The 24,742-nt window shown below is 28.2% G+C and carries 24 protein-coding genes and 2 pseudogenes; 22 read left to right on the top strand and 4 right to left on the bottom strand.

The genetic code is table 11. The features are described 5' to 3' along the window. Positions 1–5: 5 nt before the first annotated feature. The 12 genes from ACZJV1_RS13650 (at position 6) to ACZJV1_RS13595 (ending at position 10,761) form a co-directional block, all read left to right on the top strand. On the top strand, positions 6–749 hold the full coding sequence (locus tag ACZJV1_RS13650; protein ID WP_463650482.1) for a hypothetical protein: 744 nt from the start codon (positions 6–8) through the stop codon (positions 747–749). Positions 750–955: 206 nt separating this feature from the next. Next, positions 956–2,017: an AEC family transporter gene (locus tag ACZJV1_RS13645; protein WP_411168431.1), complete on the top strand. Its 1,062-nt coding sequence runs from the start codon at positions 956–958 to the stop codon at positions 2,015–2,017. A gap of 24 nt (positions 2,018–2,041) precedes the next feature. After that, entirely contained in the window at positions 2,042–3,040 is a 999-nt protein-coding gene (locus tag ACZJV1_RS13640; protein WP_411168430.1) for a 2-hydroxyacid dehydrogenase, read from the top strand. Between the two features lie 85 nt (positions 3,041–3,125). Beyond that, a complete protein-coding gene (locus ACZJV1_RS13635; RefSeq protein ID WP_411168429.1) occupies positions 3,126–4,679 on the top strand; it encodes an ATP-binding protein in 1,554 nt (517 codons plus the stop codon). A gap of 4 nt (positions 4,680–4,683) precedes the next feature. Beyond that, positions 4,684–5,358, top strand: coding sequence for a response regulator transcription factor (locus ACZJV1_RS13630; RefSeq protein WP_411168428.1), 675 nt, complete (start codon positions 4,684–4,686; stop codon positions 5,356–5,358). 98 nt (positions 5,359–5,456) lie between these two features. After that, positions 5,457–5,630: a hypothetical protein gene (locus tag ACZJV1_RS13625; RefSeq protein ID WP_411168427.1), complete on the top strand. Its 174-nt coding sequence runs from the start codon at positions 5,457–5,459 to the stop codon at positions 5,628–5,630. Positions 5,631–6,154: 524 nt separating this feature from the next. Next, on the top strand, positions 6,155–6,538 hold the full coding sequence (locus ACZJV1_RS13620) for a VOC family protein (RefSeq protein ID WP_463650481.1): 384 nt from the start codon (positions 6,155–6,157) through the stop codon (positions 6,536–6,538). A gap of 394 nt (positions 6,539–6,932) precedes the next feature. After that, positions 6,933–8,048 carry a cysteine desulfurase family protein gene (locus ACZJV1_RS13615; protein ID WP_463650480.1) on the top strand — a complete coding sequence of 372 codons (1,116 nt, stop codon included), beginning with the start codon at positions 6,933–6,935 and terminating at the stop codon, positions 8,046–8,048. Positions 8,049–8,060: 12 nt separating this feature from the next. Continuing rightward, positions 8,061–8,381 carry a DsrE family protein gene (locus ACZJV1_RS13610; RefSeq protein ID WP_411168424.1) on the top strand — a complete coding sequence of 107 codons (321 nt, stop codon included), beginning with the start codon at positions 8,061–8,063 and terminating at the stop codon, positions 8,379–8,381. Between the two features lie 315 nt (positions 8,382–8,696). Next, entirely contained in the window at positions 8,697–9,149 is a 453-nt protein-coding gene (locus tag ACZJV1_RS13605; protein ID WP_463650479.1) for a DUF2975 domain-containing protein, read from the top strand. Between the two features lie 10 nt (positions 9,150–9,159). After that, complete coding sequence (locus tag ACZJV1_RS13600; protein WP_017413346.1) at positions 9,160–9,369, top strand: helix-turn-helix domain-containing protein; 210 nt, start codon at positions 9,160–9,162, stop codon at positions 9,367–9,369. A gap of 45 nt (positions 9,370–9,414) precedes the next feature. Continuing rightward, the gene (locus tag ACZJV1_RS13595; RefSeq protein WP_463650478.1) at positions 9,415–10,761 is read left to right on the top strand and encodes a B12-binding domain-containing radical SAM protein; all 1,347 of its coding nucleotides are present in this window, start codon (positions 9,415–9,417) and stop codon (positions 10,759–10,761) included. A gap of 77 nt (positions 10,762–10,838) precedes the next feature. Here the strand turns inward: ACZJV1_RS13595 and ACZJV1_RS13590 are convergent, their stop codons facing one another. Next, positions 10,839–11,276, bottom strand: a complete 438-nt coding sequence (locus ACZJV1_RS13590) for a VOC family protein (protein ID WP_463650477.1) — start codon at positions 11,274–11,276, stop codon at positions 10,839–10,841. Between the two features lie 851 nt (positions 11,277–12,127). Then, positions 12,128–12,673, bottom strand: a complete 546-nt coding sequence (locus ACZJV1_RS13585; RefSeq protein WP_463650476.1) for a DUF3231 family protein — start codon at positions 12,671–12,673, stop codon at positions 12,128–12,130. 801 nt (positions 12,674–13,474) lie between these two features. Between ACZJV1_RS13585 and ACZJV1_RS13580 the strand changes: the two genes are divergently transcribed. Continuing rightward, positions 13,475–13,951 carry a helix-turn-helix domain-containing protein gene (locus ACZJV1_RS13580; RefSeq protein WP_322545362.1) on the top strand — a complete coding sequence of 159 codons (477 nt, stop codon included), beginning with the start codon at positions 13,475–13,477 and terminating at the stop codon, positions 13,949–13,951. 26 nt (positions 13,952–13,977) lie between these two features. Continuing rightward, entirely contained in the window at positions 13,978–14,355 is a 378-nt protein-coding gene (locus tag ACZJV1_RS13575) for a DUF4180 domain-containing protein (RefSeq protein ID WP_463650475.1), read from the top strand. Positions 14,356–14,587: 232 nt separating this feature from the next. Here the strand turns inward: ACZJV1_RS13575 and ACZJV1_RS13570 are convergent, their stop codons facing one another. After that, positions 14,588–15,169 (bottom strand): histidine phosphatase family protein, encoded by a 582-nt coding sequence (locus ACZJV1_RS13570; RefSeq protein ID WP_463650474.1) that lies wholly within the window; start codon positions 15,167–15,169, stop codon positions 14,588–14,590. 289 nt (positions 15,170–15,458) lie between these two features. Continuing rightward, a complete protein-coding gene (locus tag ACZJV1_RS13565) occupies positions 15,459–16,304 on the bottom strand; it encodes an aldo/keto reductase (protein WP_463650473.1) in 846 nt (281 codons plus the stop codon). Between the two features lie 102 nt (positions 16,305–16,406). Here ACZJV1_RS13565 and ACZJV1_RS13560 point away from each other — a divergent pair, with 102 nt between their 5' ends. The 8 genes and pseudogenes from ACZJV1_RS13560 to ACZJV1_RS13525 all read left to right on the top strand — a co-directional run bounded on the left by ACZJV1_RS13560 (position 16,407) and on the right by ACZJV1_RS13525 (position 24,670). Then, entirely contained in the window at positions 16,407–16,805 is a 399-nt protein-coding gene (locus ACZJV1_RS13560; RefSeq protein ID WP_460288394.1) for a MerR family transcriptional regulator, read from the top strand. 384 nt (positions 16,806–17,189) lie between these two features. After that, positions 17,190–18,422: a serine/threonine transporter SstT gene (gene sstT / locus ACZJV1_RS13555; RefSeq protein WP_463650472.1), complete on the top strand. Its 1,233-nt coding sequence runs from the start codon at positions 17,190–17,192 to the stop codon at positions 18,420–18,422. 183 nt (positions 18,423–18,605) lie between these two features. Further along, entirely contained in the window at positions 18,606–19,502 is an 897-nt protein-coding gene (locus ACZJV1_RS13550) for a Cof-type HAD-IIB family hydrolase (RefSeq protein WP_463650471.1), read from the top strand. Between the two features lie 216 nt (positions 19,503–19,718). Continuing rightward, the gene (locus tag ACZJV1_RS13545) at positions 19,719–21,815 is read left to right on the top strand and encodes a PocR ligand-binding domain-containing protein (protein ID WP_463650470.1); all 2,097 of its coding nucleotides are present in this window, start codon (positions 19,719–19,721) and stop codon (positions 21,813–21,815) included. A gap of 320 nt (positions 21,816–22,135) precedes the next feature. After that, entirely contained in the window at positions 22,136–22,819 is a 684-nt protein-coding gene (locus ACZJV1_RS13540) for a BBE domain-containing protein (protein ID WP_463650469.1), read from the top strand. Positions 22,820–23,183: 364 nt separating this feature from the next. After that, positions 23,184–23,276 (top strand): annotated as a pseudogene (locus ACZJV1_RS13535) (helix-turn-helix transcriptional regulator); the annotation flags it as partial. Positions 23,277–23,414: 138 nt separating this feature from the next. Beyond that, a pseudogene (locus ACZJV1_RS13530) lies at positions 23,415–23,648 on the top strand (diguanylate cyclase); the annotation flags it as partial. A 410-nt stretch (positions 23,649–24,058) separates the two neighbouring features. Further along, positions 24,059–24,670: a TetR family transcriptional regulator gene (locus tag ACZJV1_RS13525; RefSeq protein ID WP_463650468.1), complete on the top strand. Its 612-nt coding sequence runs from the start codon at positions 24,059–24,061 to the stop codon at positions 24,668–24,670. The last annotated feature ends 72 nt before the right edge of the window (positions 24,671–24,742 follow it).

Below are 24,742 nucleotides of genomic sequence, written 5' to 3'. Positions count from 1 at the left end.
GATATATGATATATAAATTAATATGCTGTGGGGTAGAAAATGAAATTATATTTGATAATCTAAGAGACGGAGTACAATTTATAAATAATTCTGATTTAAAAAGTGAAATTCTAAATAGAAAGTGTTATAAAATTGGTAATGATAGAATAGAGATTATTAAATTAAATTCAGAAATTAATAATATTGCTAGCTTTGAATTTATAAATTACAATGAAGGTAGGGTATTATTGGTATTAAGTGAAATTAATGATGATAATATATTAAAATTAAATGAGTTATTTAAAAATAAGAATGTAATTATATTAGCTATAAGAAAAAAAATATCATTAGATATATATAAATTAAATTTAGAAATTATAAGTAAATTAATAATACTAAAACAATCTTATTTTAATAATAAAATAGATGTAGAGTTTATTTTATTGCCTTTACTTAATAACTACGATAAAAATAAATTTATAGGTAATGCTAAAGAACGATACTTAATTTTAGGGTGCGAAGATGGAGAAAATGCCTTAGGTAAAATAGTTTTAAATATATTAAAATCTTGTAATGATATACATAGATATGAAAGTTTAGCTTTGAATTTATACCCTAATAAAGAATTTGATTTGCAAGAATTAACATATATAGAGGATCCGTTAAGAGAATATATGGAAGAAGATGCAAAATTGATTATTAAACAAATAACAAACAATAATATGGATGGCAAAGTATATTTTTCAATGCTAATAAATTATAAGAATTGATAAATCCGCTGAAATCCCTGTGTATAATACCTTTAAAAAGGTATTATACACAGGGATTTTTATATTGAAAAAATAAAGTTAAATAAAAATATTACTTAAATAAGTTAAATAATTATTAATTAATTTAAAAAAATTGAAAAGAAATATCGAAAATTGTACTATAAATTTGAGAGTGTTAAAAAAAAAACAATGATGGAGGAAGAAGAATGTTAGAAATTATTAAAAATACTTTAACTAATAATGAAATTTTAGGCGCAATATTTTCATCAGTATCAATAATACTTTTAGGTTTTTATTTAAGAAAAAAAGAAATATTAAATGGACAAGCATCAAAAACTATATCTAAGCTTGTTTTGACAGTTTCATTACCTGCTTTAGCATTTACTTCATTTATGAAGGATATAAATGGTGAGGAGTTACATCAAGGTATAAGTATTTTAATATGGGGATTTGTAATTTACATATTATTAATACCAATTACTAAATTTATGTATTCAAGAGTTAAAGGAGATAAACAGGATGTATATAGAGTACTTACTATATTTGGATCTACTACATTCTTTGGAACTCCAATAGTTACTGCGGTTTATGGTGCAGTTGGAGCTATGTACTCAAATATATTTAACATAGCTTACAGAGTGTTCTTATATTCATATGCATTTATAAAAATGTCTGGAGCTAAAATGGATAAAGAAAACTTTAAGAAAAATATGAAGGAAGTATTCTTAAATCCAATTATATTAGCTACATTCTTAGGATTATTTATATGGTTATTCCAAGATAAATTACCTCAAGTTACAATAGCAGTTAAAGATGGAACTGCAAGTTATGGGTTCTTAAGATTAGACAAAACATTACCTTGGTTCTATAAAGCACTTGATTATTTAAGTAAGTTAGCATCACCACTTTCATGGATATGTATAGGTGCTACTTTAGCAGAAATACCAATGAAAAAAGCTATAGTACAAAAAGATGCTTGGGCATACAGTTTAATAAAAGTAATGCTAATACCAGTTATAAACTTTGTGTTATTGTTAGCTGTAAATAAATTAGGAATATTACCAGTTTCATTTGAAGGAATGGCTACAACAGTAATAATGATGGCAGCCCCAACTGCAACAGTTGCAGCATCATATGCTATAAGTTTTGATAAAGAATCAGTGTTTGCATCAAACTGTTCGTTAATATCAACAGCAGTAGCTGTATTCGCTATGCCGGTGTGGATAATTATATTAGAAGTTATAAAAAATCTAGGATTATTTATGTAGATATAATATAAGGAGGATTAGATTATGATGAAAATAGTTTGTTATGGAGTTAGAGAGACAGAGGTTCCTTTCTTCAATGAGATAAATAAAAATTACGGATACGATTTAAAATTAGTTACTTTAGGTCTTAATCATGAAAATGTAGCTGAAGCAATTGGAGCTGAAGCTATAATGGTTAGAGGAAATTGCAAGGCTGATAGAAAAAACTTAGAGTTATTAAAAGCTAATGGATTACAAATAGTTTTAACAAGAACTGTTGGATTTGACCATGTTGACTTAGAAGCTGTTAAGGATTTAGGATTAAAAGCAGCTAGAGTTCCTGGATATTCGCCAAATGCTATAGGTGAATTAGCACTATCCCATGCAATGATGTTATTAAGACATACTGCATATACAGTAAATAGAACAAGAGAAAAGAATTTCTTAGTTGATGGATTTATGTTCAGTAAGGAAATTAGGAATTGTACAGTAGCAGTACTTGGAGCTGGTAAAATAGGTTTAACTACAGCTAAATTATTCAAAGGGTTAGGCGCTAGAGTAATAGCTTACGATGTATTCCAAAGTGATGCAGCTAAAGAAGTAGTAGAATTTATGGAACTAGATGAAGTTTTAGCACAAGCAGATGTTATATCAGTTCATATGCCATATATAAAAGGTGTAAATTATCATATTATAAATGATGAATTTATATCAAAAATGAAGGATGGAGCTATACTAGTTAATACTGCAAGAGGAGAACTTCAAGATATAGACGCAGTAATCAGAGGAGTTGAATCTGGAAAACTAGGAGGATTTGCTACTGATGTATTAGAAGGAGAATCAGAAGTGTTCTTTAAGAATTTAAATGGACAAGAATTAGAAAATTCATCATATGAGAAGTTAGTTGATTTATACCCAAGAGTATTGATAACTCCACATATAGGTTCATATACAGACGAAGCTTTAACTAATATGATAGAAATATCATATGAAAATGCAAAAGACTTCTCAACAAAAGGAACTTGTAAAAATAATATAGCATAAATAATATAAAAAGCGTATTATTGAGGTAGATATCTTAATAATATGCTTTTTATATTAAGAAAACAATAGTTAGTTGGTGATCTTTATGAGAAAAAAATTGAAATTTGAGCATAAAATAATTTTATCCTCAATAGTTATTGCATTTATACCTCTTATATTATCATATATTATATTTATTAATGAGAAGATATCGTATATAGATGATGTTATAAAGTCAAATTTAAAACATGTAGGATTTACCATAGGTCAAAGTGAATTAATTCAGAATAAACTTTATAATAAAGAAAATGATGGGCAAGTACAAGAATATACAAAAAAATTCATTTCTAACTTTAATGATGCAGATATAATTGTAGTTTCTGATATGAATGGAGAAAAGTATTCTCATTTAGATGAAACTCAAATAGGACAAATATATGTTGGGGATGATAAGGAAGAAGTTTTAAAAGAAGGAACAAGTTATTTCTCTTTAAAGGAAGGTTCGATGGGAGTCACATTAAGGTGGTTTGAGCCAATCATGTATAATGGAGAACAAGTGGGATTTGTTATGGTAGGTAAATACTATAAAGATATCACTGGAATAAATCAAATAATAAAAGTAAGATATTTACTTTTATTTATATTTACATTATCTATTTCGATAATGGCATCAAAGTTATTTGGGAGAAGCGTAAAGAAAGAAATTTTAAATATGGAGCCATATGAAATAGCAACATTATATAATCAAAAAAAGATTATAATAAATAGCGTAAAAGATGGTATTATAGCTTTAAATAAAAATAACGAAATTACAGAAATAAATAAAAATTGTTATAGGTTATTTGATGACTTTGATTCTCATAAGGTTATAGAAAAACTTAAAACTTACATAGACCATAGAGAAGCTTTTGAGATGAAAGAATTTATTATACAAGGTAAAAAAGTTTTTGTAACAATTAATCCAATTATACAATCATCAGATTATTTAGGAATGGTTATTACCTTAACTGATAAAGATGATATAAGAAAAGTTGCAAAAGAAATAACTGGAGTAGATGAAATTATAAAAAACTTAAGAGCTAATATTCATGAATTTAGAAATAACCTACATGTTATATTAGGATTAATGAAAATAGATGAATATGAAGAAGCAAGAAAATATATACTAAATATACAACGTATACAGGAAGCTAATTCAAATAAATTTTCCAGTATAAAAGATTCATATATAAGAGGTTTATTGTTAAGTAGAGAATTGGTAGCTAGAGAAAGAAAAGTAGATATGGTTCTTACTGAAGATTCATTTTTATATGCAAAGCATGACTTTATAAATTCATATGATTTAGTTACTATTTTAGGGAACTTAATAGAAAATTCCTTAGATGCTTGTTCAATAAGTCAAACTAAAATAAAAAGAGTTGAAATTGATTTATTTGAAGATGATAGAAAAATTAGAATTATGGTGAAAGATAATGGGAAAGCCATAGACAAAGATATAAAGAATGATATTTTTAAAGAAGGAGTATCTTCAAAAGGAAAAGATAGAGGAATAGGTCTTAATTTAGTAAAAAATAGAGTAGAACTTTATAATGGAATTATAAATATTAAAGAGCTTGAAGAAGAAAAGATATTTACAATAACTATTTATAAGGGGGATTAGGAAGATGGTAAAGGCGCTAATAGTAGAAGATGATCCAATGGTAGCATTAATAAATAGAAAATATCTAGAAAAAATAGGAAATATAAAGGTATATGGACCAGTAATTAGTGAAGAAGAAATAATAGAATTATTGAAAAAAGAAACAATAGATTTAATTTTTCTAGATGTATTTTTGCCACAAAAAAGTGGAATAGAAATATTAAAGTCTTTGAGAACCAAAGAATATTTAGTTGATATTATCATGGTTACTGCAGCAAATAGTATAGAAGATCTAGAGAGAGCTTTTTCATATGGTATTATAGATTATCTTGTTAAACCATTTGAATTTGAAAGATTTGAAGAAGCATTTAATAAATTCAAATTGAAGTATGAAGTATTCAATAGATCAGGCAATTTAACTCAAAAAGAGATTGACTCTATGCATGGTAAAAGCACTTGTCGACAAAGTACAGAACTTCCAAAAGGATTAAATACAAGAACTCTTGAAAGAATAGAAGAATTTTTAAAAGATAATTCAAATAGAATATGGACACTAAGGGAAATTGCGAGAGAGCTAAATGTTAGTAATGTGACTATAAAAAAATATATGGATTATTTAGAGAGCATAGATAAAATATGTGTGAAGATAACATGCGGTAATGTTGGAAGACCAGAGTTAAAATATAGCATTGTAGAATAAATTAGAATTTATTAAATATAAAATTATAAGTACTTATAGTATAATAATTATAAAAGTATAAAATACATTAAGAATTATTATATTAGGAGGATTGCATTATGGAATATGGTAAATATAAGTACTTGGGATTTCTAGGATTATTATCGTTGATAGGACTTAAGGGATTTATAACTTCTAATTATTTATGGTTTATTACGTTTTTAAATTATGGATGGTTTACTTTTTTCTATGAAGATAGTTTAGTTTATAAATTAAAATTAGGAAATAGATAAAAATAAAGATTTATTATTAAAATTTGATAAACGTAATATTTAATACAGACAATAAATTTACGAATGAAAAATCGTAAAGGTCATATATCTCCTCCACCATGAAAACCCTCAACAATACAGAAATGTATTGTCGAGGGTTTATTTATTTTTTCTATTTTACAAGGACCTCACGAAACGTTAGCCCCTTGTAAACCCTTTATTTTACTAGGTTTATCAAGAAAATTATTAAATGAAAAATATCTATCTACTGTTTAAATATGCAGAAAACTATAATTTTTAAAAATTTCTAATAAAAACTTATTATTAATAATAAATGCAATAAAATTTATAACAATTTGTAATACTATAGAAATGAGTGTATCAAGAGGTAGAAATGAGAAAATATTTTTAGGATTAACAAAGGAGAACCGTATCACAAGTAAGTGATAGCTATTAACAATAAGTATTTTATTAAAATTGGTTATATTATATAATATTACTAATATATAATATTTTTCATTAATAATAGATAGGAAGTGTTTTTTATGATTAACATATTAGGTCAAGTTATGGTTTATGTAAATAATCAAGATGAAGCAGTAAAATTCTGGACAGAGAAAGTAGGTTTTACTGTAATTTCTGAAGAAGATAATGGTGAAGGAATGAGGTGGATCGAGATTGCGCCTCAAAAGAGTTCGCAAACAACTATTGTGCTTCACAATAAAGAAGTAATTGCTAAAATGGGAACAGGGGTAAATTTAGAAACACCATCTTTATTATTTTATACAGAAGATATAGAAACATTACATGTTAAGTTATCTAATAACAATGTTCTTGTAGGAGAAATAATATCTATGCCTTTTGGCAAAACTTTTAATTTTGCAGATAATGAACAAAATTATTTTGCAGTAGCTGAAAGAAATAAATAAATTTTTTAGCCTTAGGCATTGAAATAAAATGCCTAAGGCTATTTTTATGAGTAAAAGTACATAAATTCTAATTAAGTATGATAATATTAAAGAATAAATGATATTCATCGGCTATTTGTTTGAATTTTATTACCATATACTCGGAATAATAATTTAAATATTTTCGCAAATAACTAGATGAGAAAATATCTAAAGAAAAAGTAGATTGAGACAATTAAAGGTTTTGATAAAACTTGGCTTTTCAGAAATAGAAGAATAAAAAAGTCACTCCTATAAAATTTACGTTTACACATACTGATAAGAATAAGAATACAATTGCTAAAAAGGCTGGTAATTAAATTTATAGATAACACGTAGTAATACCATTAAAGAAATTTATAGAAAGGATGATTATATGATTTATTTAGATTATAATGCCACAACACCTATAGATAAGGATGTTGCTGAAGCCATGCTACCATATATTTATGGAAACTATGGGAATCCATCTAGCAATCATGAGCTAGGCACTACTGCCAAAAAGGCTGTTGAAATGGCAAGGATACAAGTTGCAGAATTAATAAATTGTTCACCAGAAGAAATAATCTTCACAAGTGGAGGAAGTGAATCAAATAATATGGTTATCAAAGGAGTATCTCATATATTAAAGAATAAAGGAAATCATATTATAACATCACAAGTAGAGCATCCAGCAGTACTTAACCCATGTCATTATCTTGAGAAATTAGGATATGAAATAAGTTACTTAACAGTTGATAAATATGGAATAGTTAATCTTTCAGAACTTGAAAGTTTGATTACGGATAAGACTATACTTGTTACAGTTATGCATTCTAATAATGAAACAGGTGCTCTTCAGCCAATAGAGGAGATTTCTAAAATATGCCGAAAGCACAAGGTTTTATTACACACAGATGCTTCACAATCATTAGGAAAAGTACCTGTTGATGTTACTACCCTAGGAGTAGATTTTCTAACTATTGCAGGACACAAGCTATACGCACCGAAGGGGATTGGTGCATTGTACATCAAGAAAGGTATTAATATAGAGCCACTAATTCATGGCGCAGACCATGAGAGTGGAAGACGTGCAGGAACTGAAAATATTATTTTTGATGTTGCACTTGGAAAAGCATGCGAAATTGCAAAGAATGAATTAAAAAATAGTCAAGTGAAACTATTAACCGATTATTTATATCAGCGGCTTAAAGAAAAATTTGGTGAAAGGATACAATTAAATGGGCATCCAGAAAAGAAGCTTCCTAATACACTAAATATTAGTTTTTTAGGCCTTAATGGACATGAGGTTTTAGGTAAGCTAAATAATATTCTAGCTTCTACAGGATCAGCTTGCCATTCTGGTAACACTTCAATATCACCTGTGTTAAAGGCAATGGGAGTTTCAGAAGAGGTAGGACGTGGAGCCGTACGTTTTAGTCTTGGTAGATATACAACTAAAGATGAAATTCATTCTGTTATTGATCAAATCAATAAAACTTTAAATTATTAAGGAGGAATAAAAATGAAACTTGGAGTTATTATTGAAACTAAGGAATTTGAAAAAGCGTGGAATGCATTTAGATTTGCAGTAACTGCAAAGAAGAGTGGCCACGAAGTAAAAGTGTTTTTAATGGGAGAAGCTGTAGAGTGTGAAACACTTACCCATGAAAAATTTAATGTAGCGGAACAAGTTAGAGAATTTAGTGAAGTTGGAGGAGAGATTTTAGCATGTGGAACTTGTTTAAAATCTAGAAATATGAATGAAACTAAAGTTTGTCCTATCTCAACAATGATTGACTGTGTAGAAATGGTTGAATGGGCTGATAAGACTGTGACATTTTAAATTCAGCACTATAACTTTTTAAAATTTCTAATAAAAACTTGTTATTAATAATAAATACAATAAAATTCATAAGCATTTATTATAAGAGATGGCATTGGAAACCCACCACAATACTGATACAAGTGTTGTGGTGGGTTATTTTAGTTTATAGATATTTTAAGAAGGCTTAATATTTATAATACTATAGTAATTGATATATAGTTTGAGTATATGAAATAAATCAATAAATATACAATTAAAATCAATAAAAATTGATTGATAAACGATAAAAACTATGTTATCTTATACATAGAAATTGAAAGTGAGGTGCTTTTTATGAAACGATGTTCAACAATTTTCTTAAAGATAGCTATTATTCTTATTGGGATTCCAGTTCTTGCCCTGTGTATATTTTGGGCTCCAGGATTTGCAGGTTATTTGCCATATCCTATTTTAATTGGTGTGTATGCAACTGCAATATCGTTTTTCTTTGCTTTGTATCAGGCTTTAAAACTTTTAATCTATATTGACAAGAACAAAGCTTTCTCGGAATTATCTGTAAATGCTTTAAAGTATATAAAATACTGTGGAATCACAATAAGTATTATATATGCAGGACTTACACCATTCTTATATCCCATAGCAGATGCAGACGATGCCCCAGGTCTCGTAGCGTTCCCAATCATAATTATTTTTGCATCTTCTGTGGTTGCAGTTTTTTCTGCTGTTCTTCAAAGGCTTTTACAAGATGCTATTGATATAAAATCAGAAAATGATTTAACAGTGTGAGGTGAATAACGTGGCGATTATAATCAATATTGATGTGATGCTGGCTAAAAGGAAAATGAGTGTAACAGAACTTACAGAGAAGGTTGGAATAACCATGGCGAATCTTTCTATATTGAAAAACGGAAAGGCTAAAGCTATTAGATTTTCAACTTTAGAGGCAATATGCAAAGCTTTGGACTGCCAACCAGGTGATATTTTAGAATACAGAAATGATACATAGTAGATTAGTTAAATGTTACGCAAAGTTTATTTGAGGTGGTAATATATGAAGATTAAATTAATTCAACCTGCAATGCTACCAAGACCTATGGATACAAAGTTAAAAACAAGAATGTCTCCTTCATTAGCTTTATTAACAATAGCAAATCTTACGCCGAAAGAGCATGAAGTTATTATTGAGAATGAAAATGTTGAAAATATAGATTTTGATGAACCTGTAGATTTGGTAGCAATAACTGTCACTGTAGATGTTATGAATAGAGCAGTGGAAATATCAAAGAAGTTCCGAAAGCGTGGAGTAACAGTAATTGCAGGAGGTATACACATTACTGCAGATCCAGAGGGAACTGTTAATAGCTTTGATGCAATAAGTGTAGGAATGGCTGAGAGAGTTTGGGCAAAAATCCTTAAGGATAAAGAAAATAATTCACTTAAAAAGATATATTATGATATGGAAAATATTAATGGTAGTGAAATAGTATCACCCAAATATGATATTATTGATAATAAAAAATATTTATATACAAATATAATTAGTACAAGTAGGGGATGTCCTTTTCAATGTGACTTCTGCTATAATAGTTGCACCAATTCTCTTAAAACTTATATTAATAGACCTATAGACGATGTAATTAGAGATATCAAGGCATTAAAAACAAGACACATAATGTTTATTGATGATAATTTTATTGGAAATCCAAAATGGACAAAAGAATTATTAAAGAAAATAAAACCTCTTAAGTTAAAGTGGAATGCAGCGGTTACTTCTAATATAGTGGACATGCCTGAATTATTAGATGAAATGAAAGAATCAGGTTGTCAAAGTCTTTTTATAGGTTTTGAAAGTATAAATAGTAAGTCTATAGAAAGTGTCCATAAAGTGCAAAATAGTGTAAACAGATATGAGAAACTTGTAGATGAAATTCATAAAAGGGGAATAATGATAAATGCAAGTTTTGTTTTCGGATTAGATGAAGATGATGTCTCTGTATTTAAGAATACATTAGGATGGATAGTTAAAAATAAAATAGAAACGGTAACTTCACATATCCTTACTCCATATCCTGGCACAAAGTTATACTCATCATTAATAGAGGAAAATAGAATTATAGATTATAATTTATCAAATTATAATACTGCACATGTCGTATATAAACCAAAGAATATGACAGCAGAGGAGTTATATAATGGCTATCTATGGATATATAAAGAAGTCTACACCTTTAAAAATATAATTAAAAGATTACCAAAATCTAAAAAACAATGGATTCCATTTTTAGCTTTTAATTTATTTTATAGGAAGTTTGGAAAACTAACTGAGTTATTGTGCAATATAGTTTCTTTTGAAAATATAGGAAGGTTTTCTAGAAGGCTTGCTTATAGAATAAAGTAGATGGTGCAAGAATAAAATAACCTTCTATGATTTTATCTTATAATAGAAGGTTATCCTATTTTTAGACTTAAAGATTATTATTTACATTCTTTTTTATCTTCCCAAAGTTGTACACGTTCTTCAAAACTAACTTCTTTATATACTTGATGTAGCATCCATTGATAACCAAATTTATCACTAAATATAGCATTTGCTACACCATAATTAGTCAATTCTGTTACTGGTTGTATTTCGGTACAACCTGAATTCATTGCTTTTAAATATGTTTCTTTAATATCAGGTACCAAAATGTTAAACCAAATTGTATTAGGATTATCTTTAGTTGGTGCTTTCAGTGCAAATTGTGGATTTTCATCTAACATATGAAAGCGTACACCATACAAATTGAAAATAACTTCATTTTCGCCTTTAGGGAATTTAGTAGCCTCCACAGTCTCAATTTCAAATATATTTTTATATAGTTCTAAAGCTTTTAAGCTATCTGTTACAAGCATATCAATTTCTACTCCGACCATATTTCTACACTCCTTTTTATAGATTAATTTATTATACCTCTTATTCATTAAATAAACTTTTAATTTATATTCAAGAGCAAGTGCTATTTAGTGTAAGTTACGTACTATAGAACTATATATAGACGATAATTAGAAAAAATATTTATTGGTATAATAAGTATTTTAGACTAGTATAGCATAATTACTTATGAAATCAATAGTATCGATAAACTAGAAGGATATTATTACAGCTAGGTAAAAAAGATACGCCTTTGAAATAATGTTTGAATAGTAAAAGAAACAAATAAGGAAGTTTACTAATTGCAAGAGTTAGAAAAGTGGTGGTATAGGACTAGGGCTTTCCATTGCTAAGTGGATTTTATATATTCAAAGGGAGTCGCGTTTCGTGACCCCCTTTCTAAACCCTTGATTTTACTAGGTTTATTAGGGCTTTGTTAAATAAAAAAATATCTAGCTACTATTTAAATATGCAGAAAACTATAACTTTTTAAAATTTCTAATAAAAGCTTCTTATTAATAATAAATACAATAAAATTCATAAGAATTTATAATACTATAGAAATGAGTGTATCAAGAAGTGGAAACGAGAAAGTATCTTTAGGATTAACAAAAGTGAACCGTATCATAAATAAATGAGGTCTTTTGTAATACAGTGGTTCAATAAGATTCGACTCCACCATTTAAATGTACAAAAAAAGAGGATAAGGTTAACTTCTAGGCGAATCCATTATTTTTAGGATTCGCCTTCTTTTCTTCTACAACTAACGCCTTACGTTAGTTAAATAATATAAAAAAGGTAGAAAGCAGATATTTGTATCTGTTTTTCTACCATTTTACAAACTTGTTATTAATTATTGTTGTTTTGTTTCATGATGAAGTGGTGGTGGAACTAGCCAACCTTTATCTTTCATGATTTGTAATAATGCTGCACCATCTTTTGCTTTTTTTGCACCCATTTGGCCAAATAATAACCCAACATCTTCACGAATTGCTTGACTCATTCCTTGACTACTTGCTACAACAGCTGCTGCTATATCAGCAGCTACTATATAAGCTATTTGTGCATCTTGCAATCTCGCGCCAACTGGAATTTGTTCAAGGTCTGCTTCAGGTCGTTCTGCTGGTGTGGGTGGAAGCGCGATATCGTTATGCAGTAATACTTCTTCTATGTCTTTTATTGATGGTTTGATTGATGATTCAATTACTTGTTTTAAAAATGCTTTTAACTCTTGGTCACCAGTATGATTAATAAAAACTTGATAACTGTCTAATGCACCTTTTGCAACTGATAAAGAGCTCCATAATCCAAATACCTCGCCATAATGTAAAGGCTCATCTTTAGGATTTCCACTTAAAATTCCCATAATAATATTACTTCCTTTCGTTATTAGATTCATAAAATTCTCCTTCTAATTGAATGGTCACAAAACTATTATTTGTCTAATAGTATATTTTATACATATAGATAGAGTATTTCTTATGGAGCTTCCACATATTAGAAAACCGGAAGATTTATACCCCTTCATCAATGCAATGAAGGCTCATAATATATTAAAAGTAAAAAGTTAATATTTTATTATAATTACTAGTTTTGTTAAAAGGAGTAAAAAAATAAAATTATATTTTGAATAGGTACAGAGTAATAATATTAAAAACCTCACTTACTACCGATACGGAGAACCATATCATAAGTAAATGAGGTTTTTAGTCTTAGCCATTGATATTACTTGGTTAGGACTATTTTTATAAGTGAAAATATTGTATCATAAGTAATATATTTAAAGTAAGCATAACTGTAATTCATATAGTTATATAGTAAAATTTGAGTTGTAAAACAAAAATATAAATTGTAAAACATTGGAGTGGTTCTAAATGAATACAAGAATGTATAGGTCAGAAGATTGCAAGGAAATTATTGAATTATTTTACAATAAGGACAAATGTTAATGAATTTTATTATGGAAAAAAGCTTAATAATTAATAGTACAAATATAAGTAGATAAGTATTAGGATGCAAAAAAAATTTGTTGAATTCCTACTAAATTACAATTAAGAAAAGTCATGAGCGTAGCAAGTTTTCTTTATTTTAACTCAATAAAATATAATAAAGTATAACAAAACGCAATAAAGTGCTTGACTAGGGTGAAATGAATTATTATAATTTAACTATAAATTAATTTTGAAAGGGTAGATTTTTTATGGAAAATCAATTTTATACAATAGATAAAATTGCAGAAATATTAGGTATGCATCACAAAACTATAAGAAAGTTTATAACAGATGGAAAGCTTGCTGCAAGTAAAGTAGGAAAGCAATGGAGAATTTCAGGTCATGATTTAAGTCTTTTTATTGAAAAGAATAATGTTAATATAAATGATAAAAATATTGCTGAAGAGTCAAATATTGATTTTTTTACTAATGGAGAAGTTAAAGAAACTATAAATCAAAAAGTAAATGTATCTACTGTTGTTGATATAAATGATGTAGATAAAGAAGAATATTTTAGAATATCAAATACCCTTATAGCAGTAATGAATTGTAAAGATTCTAAAATGGGAAAATCAACAATCAATATGAAATATAATGAAAAAGAAAACAGGCTAAAAATTCTATTATGGGGGAGTGTAAGCTTTATTGAAGGGATGCTAAATTCTATTTCTATGCTTGTGGAATAAACTAATTTATAAGAGGAGTGAATATTTTGAATTATAGAATAGTAAATACAAATAATAATAAATATATTGAGTTTGCTTCTGAAGTATGGAAACTTTCTTCAGAGCAAGATGTGTTGGATTGTATATCTATTTGTATGGAAAATGACGTTTATACAATTATGCTTCATTCAAATGTATTATCTAAAGACTTTTTTAATCTTAAGACAAGATTAGCAGGTATGGCATTACAAAAATTTATAAACTATCATGTAAAAGTTGCTGTTATTATAGAAGATGAAGGCAGGTACAATGATAGGTTTAAAGAAATGATTATGGAGGCTAACAAAGGAAATAATTTTAGAACCTTTAATAATATTGCAGAGGCTGAAATTTGGATTTCAAAATTTACAAGAAGAGAGAATTAGAACTAAATCTGACCAAGAGTTAGTTTTAAGATTTTTAATATTGAAAAATGATAATAGTAATGCTTGAATTTAAGCTTTTCATGCAATATTAAAAAGGAAGAAGTTTATAGAACAAAGTACTATGATTGTAAAAGTGTAAAACTAAATAGTGCTACAATATTTTACTATAAATATTCTAAAAGGAGGGTTCCTACAACAAGCAAATAAATGCTTATTGTAGGAATTTTATTGATTAAGATAATTCACTAAAATCATGATTTATTATTTCTATCAATTTAAACTCATCATTTTTAAATTCAAATTTTAGAATACAACAATTACCTAGTCTTTCTTTTTGCTCAACATCACTATTATGAGCCCAGTATCTCATAAATTGACGGCAAGCCGCTCCATGTGAAACGGCTAAAACCGTATTATGACCATCATTCTTCATAATTGAATGAAGGGTTTTAGCAACTCTGTTTCTCAATTCAATTTCATCTTCACCACCATATTTAACAAAAAAGTCTCCATAAGGTAATGGTGGGTTTAAATCTTCACTTTCCCCTTCAAAAATACCAAAGTTCCATTCTTTAAGTCCTTTAAGTCTTTTATAAGGTATATTGGTAATATACTCCAATGTATCACAAGCTCTTTCAGATGTAGATGAGTAAGCATGATCAAAAGCTATGCTATTGTTTTTGAAGTACTCTCTAGCAATAACAGATTGTCTAATTCCTAGATCAGTTAATGGGGCATCACACCACCCTTGAACTTTTCTTTTAAGATTAAATAATGTTTGTCCATGTCTCATTAAGTACAATATCTTTTTCATATATACCTCTCTTAATTTTTAGTATATGCTAATTTATTCTCTATTTAATAAAATTTGTGAAGATATGATTTTCTGTTTCAGGTAAAGCAAATTGTTCTTTACCAATTTAATACTTTTTATTAAGAATGCCATATTTTTACCTAATGCACGCATTGCTTGTATTCATCCTAAATCTTGTTTTACTTCTTCAGAAGAGTTACCATGCACCATATTCAAATATTGTTTGATGCAACTGGCATACCTAAGATAACGAAGTATTTATTAACAGTACCTTCATTTATATTTCATCTTATCTATTAAGACTAGCTAACATCTCTACAGATGATGCCTCTTGATGGTTAAAGAAAGAGCTTTCTTTTTTGTCTAAAGCAGAGATTGTATTCATATCATCTTTACTTAATTCAAAATTGAAAATATCTATATTTTGTTTCATTCTTTCTTTATTCACTGTCTTTGCTAGTGGAACAATTCCTCTTTGAAGTAACCACCTTAAAATAACTTGGGCAACTGATTTATCATACTTATCCCCAATTGACTTTAAAGTAAGATTATCAAACATTCCATTTCTTCCTTCAGCAAAAGGAGCCCATGCTTGTAGTTGTACCCCGTACTTGCTGTTAACTTCCTGTGCTATTAATTGTTGGTGGAATGGATTAATCTCAATTTGGTTTACAGCAGGTGTAACTTCATTGAATAAAGCCAGGTCAACTAAACGGTCTGGATAGAAGTTTGATACTCCTATTGCCATAATTTTACCTTCTTTATTTAAATCCTCCATAGCTCTGTAAGTATCATAGTAATCACTTACTGGCTGATGGATTAAAACTAAATCCAAATAATCTAATTTCATTTTCTTTAGAGATTCTTCAATAGACTCCTTTGCTTTTTCATATCCAGCATTACTAATCCATACTTTAGTAGTAATAAATAATTCTTCTCTAGGTACTGGTGATTTAAGAATAGCTTCTCCAACCGCTTCCTCATTTCCATAGGCTTGTGCTGTGTCAATTAAGCGATATCCAACATCAATAGCATCTAGCACAACCTTAGTACATTCTTCTTTATCTGTGATTTGAAAAACTCCAAATCCAGGCTTAGGCATCTTTATACCATTATTTAAAGTTACATATTCCATTTTTATTTCTCCTTTATTTTTAATATTTTGTGGTCTATAATAATGGTACCAGTAGGTAGTAGCTACCGAGCAAGAGCTTTTATTAAATTAGGAGGGAATTTTATGTATACAACAAAAGAAGTATGTGAACAAGTTGGAATATCTTATGAAACATTAAAATTTTATTGTAAAGAAGGTTTAGTACCAAATGTAAAAAGAGATAAAAATAACTATAGAATTTTTGATGAAAAGAATATTGCGTGGTTAAAAGGGTTGCAATGTCTAAGAAAGTGCGGTATGAGTATCAAAGATATGAAATTGTATATGAATTATTGCATAGAAGGTTCTTCTACAATTGCTCAGAGAAAGGAGATGCTTGATAAATTAAAAGAATCTTTATTAAAGAAAATGAATGAACTTAATGAATGTATTGATTTCATTGACAATAAGCAATCTTTCTACGATGATGTGTTGGATGGTAAAATAGAATATATGAGTAATTTGATTGATGTAGAAAATTAGGAGAATAATAATTGTTGGAAATAATCTGCATTTACCAATACTTTGTCCTCTTAAAGTAACTAAAAAACAAAAAATAGATAAAAGATTAATAAGAATAGATAATCAAATTGATGATATAGTTACAAAAATTGATAATAGAATTAAAGATATAAGAGGAAATGATTTATTAGGAAGGTTATTTGGAGTATTACAAAGAAGTATTGGGAAAGTACATGAAGAACTAAATTTCATATGATGGACCAGAAGGTTTAGGAATTAGAACTGTGTTTAATAAAAATAAATAAAGTGAAAAATTGAAATAATGTTGTTCTTATTGTGGTAAAAACAGTATTATGATATTATTTTATTATATTTTTTAACAATATGATAAATATAGGGGGCAAAATGAAAAAAATAGTAGAAAAATGGAATAACATAAGCTTAGTTAAAAGAATTATAGTAGGTCTAATATTAGGTATAATAATTGCATTAGCAATTCCAGATTTGGGGGCACCAATATCAATATTGGGATCATTATTTGTAGGTGCATTAAAAGCAATAGCTCCATTATTAGTATTCTTCTTAGTAATGGCTGCACTTTGTCAGTATAAAGAAGGTAAAAAGACTAATATGAAGTCAGTTATATTATTATATCTTTTAGGAACACTTTCAGCAGGAGTAGTTGGAGTTATTGGTAGTTTTTTATTTCCGGTTAAGTTAGTTCTTACTACAAGTGTAGAAAACTTAACACCACCAAGTGGAGTAGGGGAAGTATTAAATAATTTACTAATGAGTATAGTATCTAATCCAGTTAGTGCACTTTCTAATGCTAATTATATAGGGATATTATTTTGGGCAGTAATTTTAGGGCTTGCTCTAAAAAATGCTAGTGAAGGATCTAAGGAAGTTATAGTAAATATTTCAGATGCTATATCACAGGTAGTAAGATGGATAATCAATTTAGCACCATTTGGAATAATGGGACTTGTGTATGATAGTATATCTAAGCAAGGCATAGAATCATTACTTAAATACGGACAATTGATATTAGTATTAGTTGGATGTATGGCATTTTTTGCTTTAGTTATAAACCCAATAATAACTTTTATAGCAATACGTAAAAATCCATATCCACTTGTTATTAAATGTTTAAAAGATAGTGGTATTACAGCATTTTTCACTCGTAGTTCAGCAGCTAATATACCTGTGAATATGAGATTATGTAAGGAGCTTGGACTAAACGAAGATACATATTCAATTTCTATACCACTTGGAGCAACTATAAATATGGGGGGAGCTGCTATAACTATATCAGTATTAGCACTTGCTGCAACTAATACTCTTGGTATAACAGTAGATATTGGAACAACTATAATACTTACTTTATTATCAGCTGTAAGTGCATGTGGAACCTCAGGAGTAGCAGGAGGATCATTATTACTGGTACCACTTGCTTGTAGTTTGTTTGGTATACCAAATGATATTGCTATGCAAGTAGTTGGTGTTGGATTTATAATTGGAGTTATACAAGATTCTTGTGAAACAGCACTTAATTCTTCAACAGATGTACTTTACACTGCAGTAGCTGAGTTTGCAAAAGAACGTAAAGGAAATCAGGATAATAGACTAGTTAGCTAAAAAATTGGAGTTTTTAGAAGCTTAGGTTAGTAGAGCTCTTACTTGTATTAGAGGTGCAGGTAAGGGTTTTTTATGTTTAGAAAAGGGAAAATTAAATCAAGAAAGTTTATTTTTATATAATATCATAAATATATGGTATTATATAATAGACAATAAAATAGATTTTTAACGGAGGAATTTTTAATGATAAAACTTATAGCATCAGATATGGATGGAACTTTATTAAATAATGATCATGACATAGATAAGGAAACTGTTGATGCAATTAGAAAAGCAGAAGAAGCAGGTATAATATTTGCAATATCTACAGGCAGAGAATATGAGAGTGTTAAGGGGATATTAGAGAAGCATAATATAAAGGCTCAGTGTATTCTTTCAAATGGAGCAGAATATAGAGATGAGGATGGAAATATATTAGACGTTATAAATATAAAGAAAGAAAATGCGAAAAAGATAACAGAGATATTAGATGAAAATAAACTGTCAGCTCGTATATTTACAGATAAGGGAGTGTTTACTACATCTACAAGAGAAGAAGCATTTCAAGAAGTTGTATTTAGAACTATGATATTCAATGAACATTTAACAGAGACTGAGGCAAGGGAAATAGCTAAAAATCAAGAATTCTTCACATGCTTACAGTATATTGATGATATAGATAAATTCTTTGAAAGTGGAATAGAAGTAAGAAAGTTTGTAGCATTCCATAAAGATATAAAATTTATAGATAAGATGAAAAAAGTTATTGGAGAAATTGAGGGATTAGCAATATCATCATCATTTAGAGATAATATAGAAATAACTGATGTAAATGCACAAAAAGGAATTATTTTAGAAAAAGTAGCTAAGAATATGTCAATAGCAATGGAGGATGTTATGATCCTTGGAGACAGTTTTAATGACTACTCAATGTTTGAAATATTTGAAGAAACTGTTGCGATGAAGAATGCTATACCAGAGGTTAAGGCTATAGCTAAGTACATAACAGATAGCAATGACGATTTAGGCGTTGCTAAGGCCATCTATAATGTGATTAATGATGAAATGAATAAAATGATTAAGTCAAAAGAAAATAATTAGAGTTTTAGACTATAATAAGTGGAATGCTTTTATAGTCTTCTTTTATCTATAATAGGTTATTAATAATATACTAGCTATTATAATATTAATATTTTTAAAAAAGGAATTTTTTAGTTAAATGTAGAATATATTAACGTGCTAAATAGAAAAATAGATTATTTTGTATAAATTAGAGAGATTATGTATCAATTCCATTTGTATTTTCGGGGGGATATTATGAAATACGAACTAACAGATCTTGTAGATATTAATCAGCTTCAAAAATTATTAGATAGCTTTTATCACTCAACTGGTATTGCTTCTGGAATTGTTTCAAGAGATGGAACCATTCTCACCATAACAGGTTGGAAAGATATGTGTACAAAGTTTCATAGAGTAAATCCTAAATCTAAACTCAGGTGTATTGAAAGTGATATATTCATGCTCGAAGAGCTAAAAAATAAAGACGTTATTATAAATCATAAATGCCAAAATGGTTTGATAGATATCGGTACACCTATTGTATTAGAGGGAATCTTTCTTGCCACTATCTTTAGTGGCCAAATTTTTTTCGAAAAACCAGATAAAGAATTCTTTCGGATGCAAGCAAAAAAATTCGGTTTTGATGAAGATGCTTACCTAAAAGCTTTAGATGAAATTCCAATTGTTAATAAAGAAGAGCATGAAAAAGTGCTTGTGTTTCTAAAACATCTCTCAGAAATTGTTAGCGAGTTAGGTTTACGTCAACTGAAAATTTTAGAATCCCAAAAAAAGCTTATGCTTTCTGATGAGCGATATGAACTTGCGCTATATGGTTCTAATGATGGAATGTGGGATTACAGAATTATAGAAAATACTTTCTATGCTTCAGATAGGTTACTTCAGATTTTAGGTTATACAAAATCTGAATTTAACCTTTACCGCTACAATTATAAGGAATTTATTCACCCTGAAGATAGAGAGTATTTCATAAAAGAATTGGGATTCCACTTACAAGGACATAATAGCCATTTTAGACAGGAGGTTCGAATTAAAGCTAAGAATGATAAATATAAGTGGGTTTTAATACGTGGGGCTGCTATATTGAATCGTGAAAACGTTCCTGTAAGAATGTCAGGTTCTTTAACAGATCTATCTTATCAAAAAAACACTGAAGAACAATTAAAGAATGAACAAACTTTTTCTAAAACCATAATAGATCATGCAAATGCTATAATTTGTGTTTGGAACCAAGATGGTTTTCTAGTTCAATTCAATAAATATGGAGAAAAGCTTTCAGGGTATCCTGCTGAAGAAGTTTTAGGTTATGGATGGATGAATACTATCTTTAAAGAAGAAGATGGAAATGAAATATTGAACTACATTCGTTCACTAAGCCCAGAAATATTCTCAACTCAAATTGAAAAATCCTTTTATAGTAAGCAAGGTTCATTAGTCACTATACTTTGGAATACTCAATTAATAAAAAATGAAGATGGCACATTTAAAAATATTATTGGTATTGGATTAGATATAACAAAAAGAAAAAATGAAGAGAAAAGATTAACAGAATTTTTTGCAAATATATCTCATGAATTGAAAACTCCATTAAACATAATATTTTGTTCAATACAATTAGGTGACTTATATTATAATAATTCACCTAATGAAAATAAAGTTCAATTAGTAAATTGTAAAAAAAGTATAAAACAAAATTGCTATAGATTAATAAGATTAGTAAATAATTTGATTGATATTACTAAATTAGATGCAGGATTTTTAGAGCCGAGTATGGAAAAGTGTAATATTGTCAATTTAATAGAGGATATAACACTCTCTGTAATACCATATATACAAAGCAAAGGATTAGAGTTGGTTTTTGATACAGATATTGAAGAAAAAATAATGTGTTTTGATCCTGATAAAATTGAGAGAATTGTATTAAACTTACTTTCAAATGCAATTAAATTTAGCAATCCAGCTGGAATTATTAATATATCTTTAAAAGATATGGGGAATGGTATTTCCTTTTCCGTAAAGGATACCGGTATAGGAATTAAAGAAGATCAGCTAAATATCATATTCGAACGTTTTAAACAGGTAAATAAATCTTTTACAAGGGAACAGGAAGGTAGCGGTATTGGATTATCCCTTGTAAAAGCACTGGTAGAACTGCATAATGGATCAATCGAGGTTAAAAGCAGCTATAGCGAAGGCAGTGAATTCATAGTCAAACTTCCCTCTAACATGGAATTTTGCACCAATAAAGCTAAAATTTTGAATAATAAGCAAAAAAGCAAATACTCTAATGTAGAAAAGGTAAACATTGAGTTTTCTGATATTTATTTTAATTAACATGTAGCTTTTGTAATTTAGTAACTTAGGACAATCTATAAAATTGGATTTAGACATCAACTAGAGTTATTTATATGCTTCTTGCTAAATAATTACGAAATAGAGCATACTTTAAGCATTGAGGGTTGTCCGAACCGTTATAAGCATTTTTGGATTGGGCATTTTGATAATGGAAGTATGGTAGTAGATGATTTAAAGTATATGGCTAGTTGCCTTAGTAAATATACAAATAAATTAGAGATTTAAATGGGCGTATGAACTTGGAGTGAGAAAATGTCAATTGACTTTCTTTGGACTTGAGGAAAAAGCAGATTATTTTGTTGGAAGAAAAATCATATGATATAAGAATCACTGACGAGGATATAATCCGTATTCCAAAAGAGTTTCAACATTGTTTATGCGAAACAGAAAAGAAATTTAATTCAATGGAAAATCTTGTTTCCATAAGAAGCACAGAAAAAGAAATGGAAAAAGCTTTAAGTGTTTTATTAAAAGTTCCTGATAAAATGAATTATACAACAAAGCATAGTAGTTTTATTGAATCTGTACAAAGGCGTCCAGGTTTTGTGCCTATCCCAACAGGATTTAAGATTACAGGATTACTTGCATATAATCCATTAGGAAAAGAACCTTGTCAAATAATGTTTGATTATTTAGATAATTCACCGCCTATGCAGCCACCTATAGATATTGGATTCCTCTTATTGGGAGGAAAGATTGCAGAAAATGAAGGTTTACCTAGCGCTTTTCCTCATAGACGCGCTAAAGTATTAGTACAAATTGATGCCCAATGGACTCTTAAGTATAGTATGTATGCTAATGATACAATTAGATGGATAAATAGTTTAAGAAAATCATTACTTCCATATGCAGGCTTTGGATATCTTAACTATTGTGATATTAATATACCTGATTATTTATATAATTATTTTGAGAATAATGTATCTTGGTTAAAAACTGTAAAAGAAAAATATGATCCATATAACTTATTTTACTATCCTTAAGGGATAAATCAAAAATGACATGATATATTATGGGAATAGAAACTTTTTAGGATATATATTATAGAGGATTTTGTTATAAGTAATATAGATATAAAAGGGATAAGTTTATTGTGATTTATCCAACAATTTAACCCTAATAGAGTAGTAGCTGAATAAAATAATTATTCAGCTACTACTGGATTGGTGATTTACTAAGGTATCTTCTTGATTAGATTTTATACTTGCAATATAAATATACATGAATGTTAGTATTGGTTAATAGACATTAAAAAGTAAGACAAATATGATAAATATGAAAGGTATGATAAATATGATTTGTATAAATTTGAAAAGATTAAGGAAGATCAATTAATATACACAGGAAGAAGTTGCTGAGAAGATTAATGTTTCTAGGCAAGCTGTAGCTAAATGGGAAAATGGAGAATCAACTCCAGATATAAATAGTTGTATTGAACTTGCAAAATTGTATAGCGTTATTATATATGATTTAGTTATGTCAGTTGGAAAAGGTACTGTAATTGAAGAATTAGGATATATATCAGATAATTTTCAGGTAAAAAATAGTGTTGAACAAATTATAGTGCTTCAAAATACAGATGCATTATCATTAAGTACTAATTCGGCATGTTATAATGGTGATATTTTCACTGCTCATTATTATAATAAATTCACCAAAGCTTTTCCAGAAGTAAAAACAATAATGTTAGGAAGAGGAATACTAGCTAATCCAGGATTAATAGATGAAATTAAAGACAATACCTTTATGGATAAGGAAGTATTAAAGGATTTCCATGATGAAGTTTTTAATGGATATAGAAGATTATTTAATAATCAATATTAAATGGAATATCTTTTATTAAATGGGCATTATTAAGAAGAAAATAGAAGACAGTAAAATAATTTTATATTATTGGTGGACTTTAAAGGTCATGTATCGCCACCATGAAACCCTCAATAATGCAGAAATGTATTGTTGAGGGTTAGCTATTTTAGAGTTAATTATAGTGAACTGGACCATAAGTAAATGTGAAATTTACCTAAAATTGGATAGAGCGAGTTCTATATAAAGATAGATAAATAAAGTATTTGGGGAAAGCATAGTGGCTATAGAAAAAATAATAATATAATAAATTTTATCAATAAAAATTATTATACATACATGAATGTATATTGACATTTATTTCTTTTGTGCTAGAATAAAAGTGTAATTACAAAAAGCAAGGAAATGGAATCTATAATATGGCAAAAAAAGATATAAAAAATGATTTGGAAACGAAGGAATTGTTAATAAGCTCAGCAATACAAATTATTTCAGAGAAGGGTTACTCCAAAACTACATTGGAAGATATAGCTAGAAATGTAAACCTTACGAGGGGCGCGTTTTATTGGTACTTTAAAAATAAGAAAGAGATTTTATCAGAAATAGAAAGAAGATATGAAGAAAACTATCTTAGAGATTACGGAGAGTTTACGATATACGAGTCAGCATATCAAACACTTTATGGATTGGTAAAGCATCAAATAAGCAAAATTTTTAATCATAATTACATTAAAACTGCGATTTTGATAAGATACAATGTGGAAGCAACAACGGAGTTCTCAGATTTAATGGAAAAACAGAAGCAAGTTGATCAAATAGGATTGAATAAAATTCTTGAACAAGTACAAAGAGGGATAGACCAAAAGGAACTAAAACAAGATTTAAATCCTAGAGAAACAGCAATCTACATTTTTAGTTATATTTTAGGTATTGAAAACATGAGAATGTTGCACGATGAAAATGATAAACTACTAGAAGGGTTTATTATTGAAAATTATGTAGATAAAATTATGAACCCGCTGAAATTATGATACTCGGTAAGGTTTAGCATAGAAAACTTTACCGAAAAATTTTTCAAAATACCATACATTCGTGTATGTATA

The organism is Clostridium sp. LS3, assembly GCF_055330225.1.
This window is presented reverse-complemented; position numbering and strand designations above follow the sequence as displayed.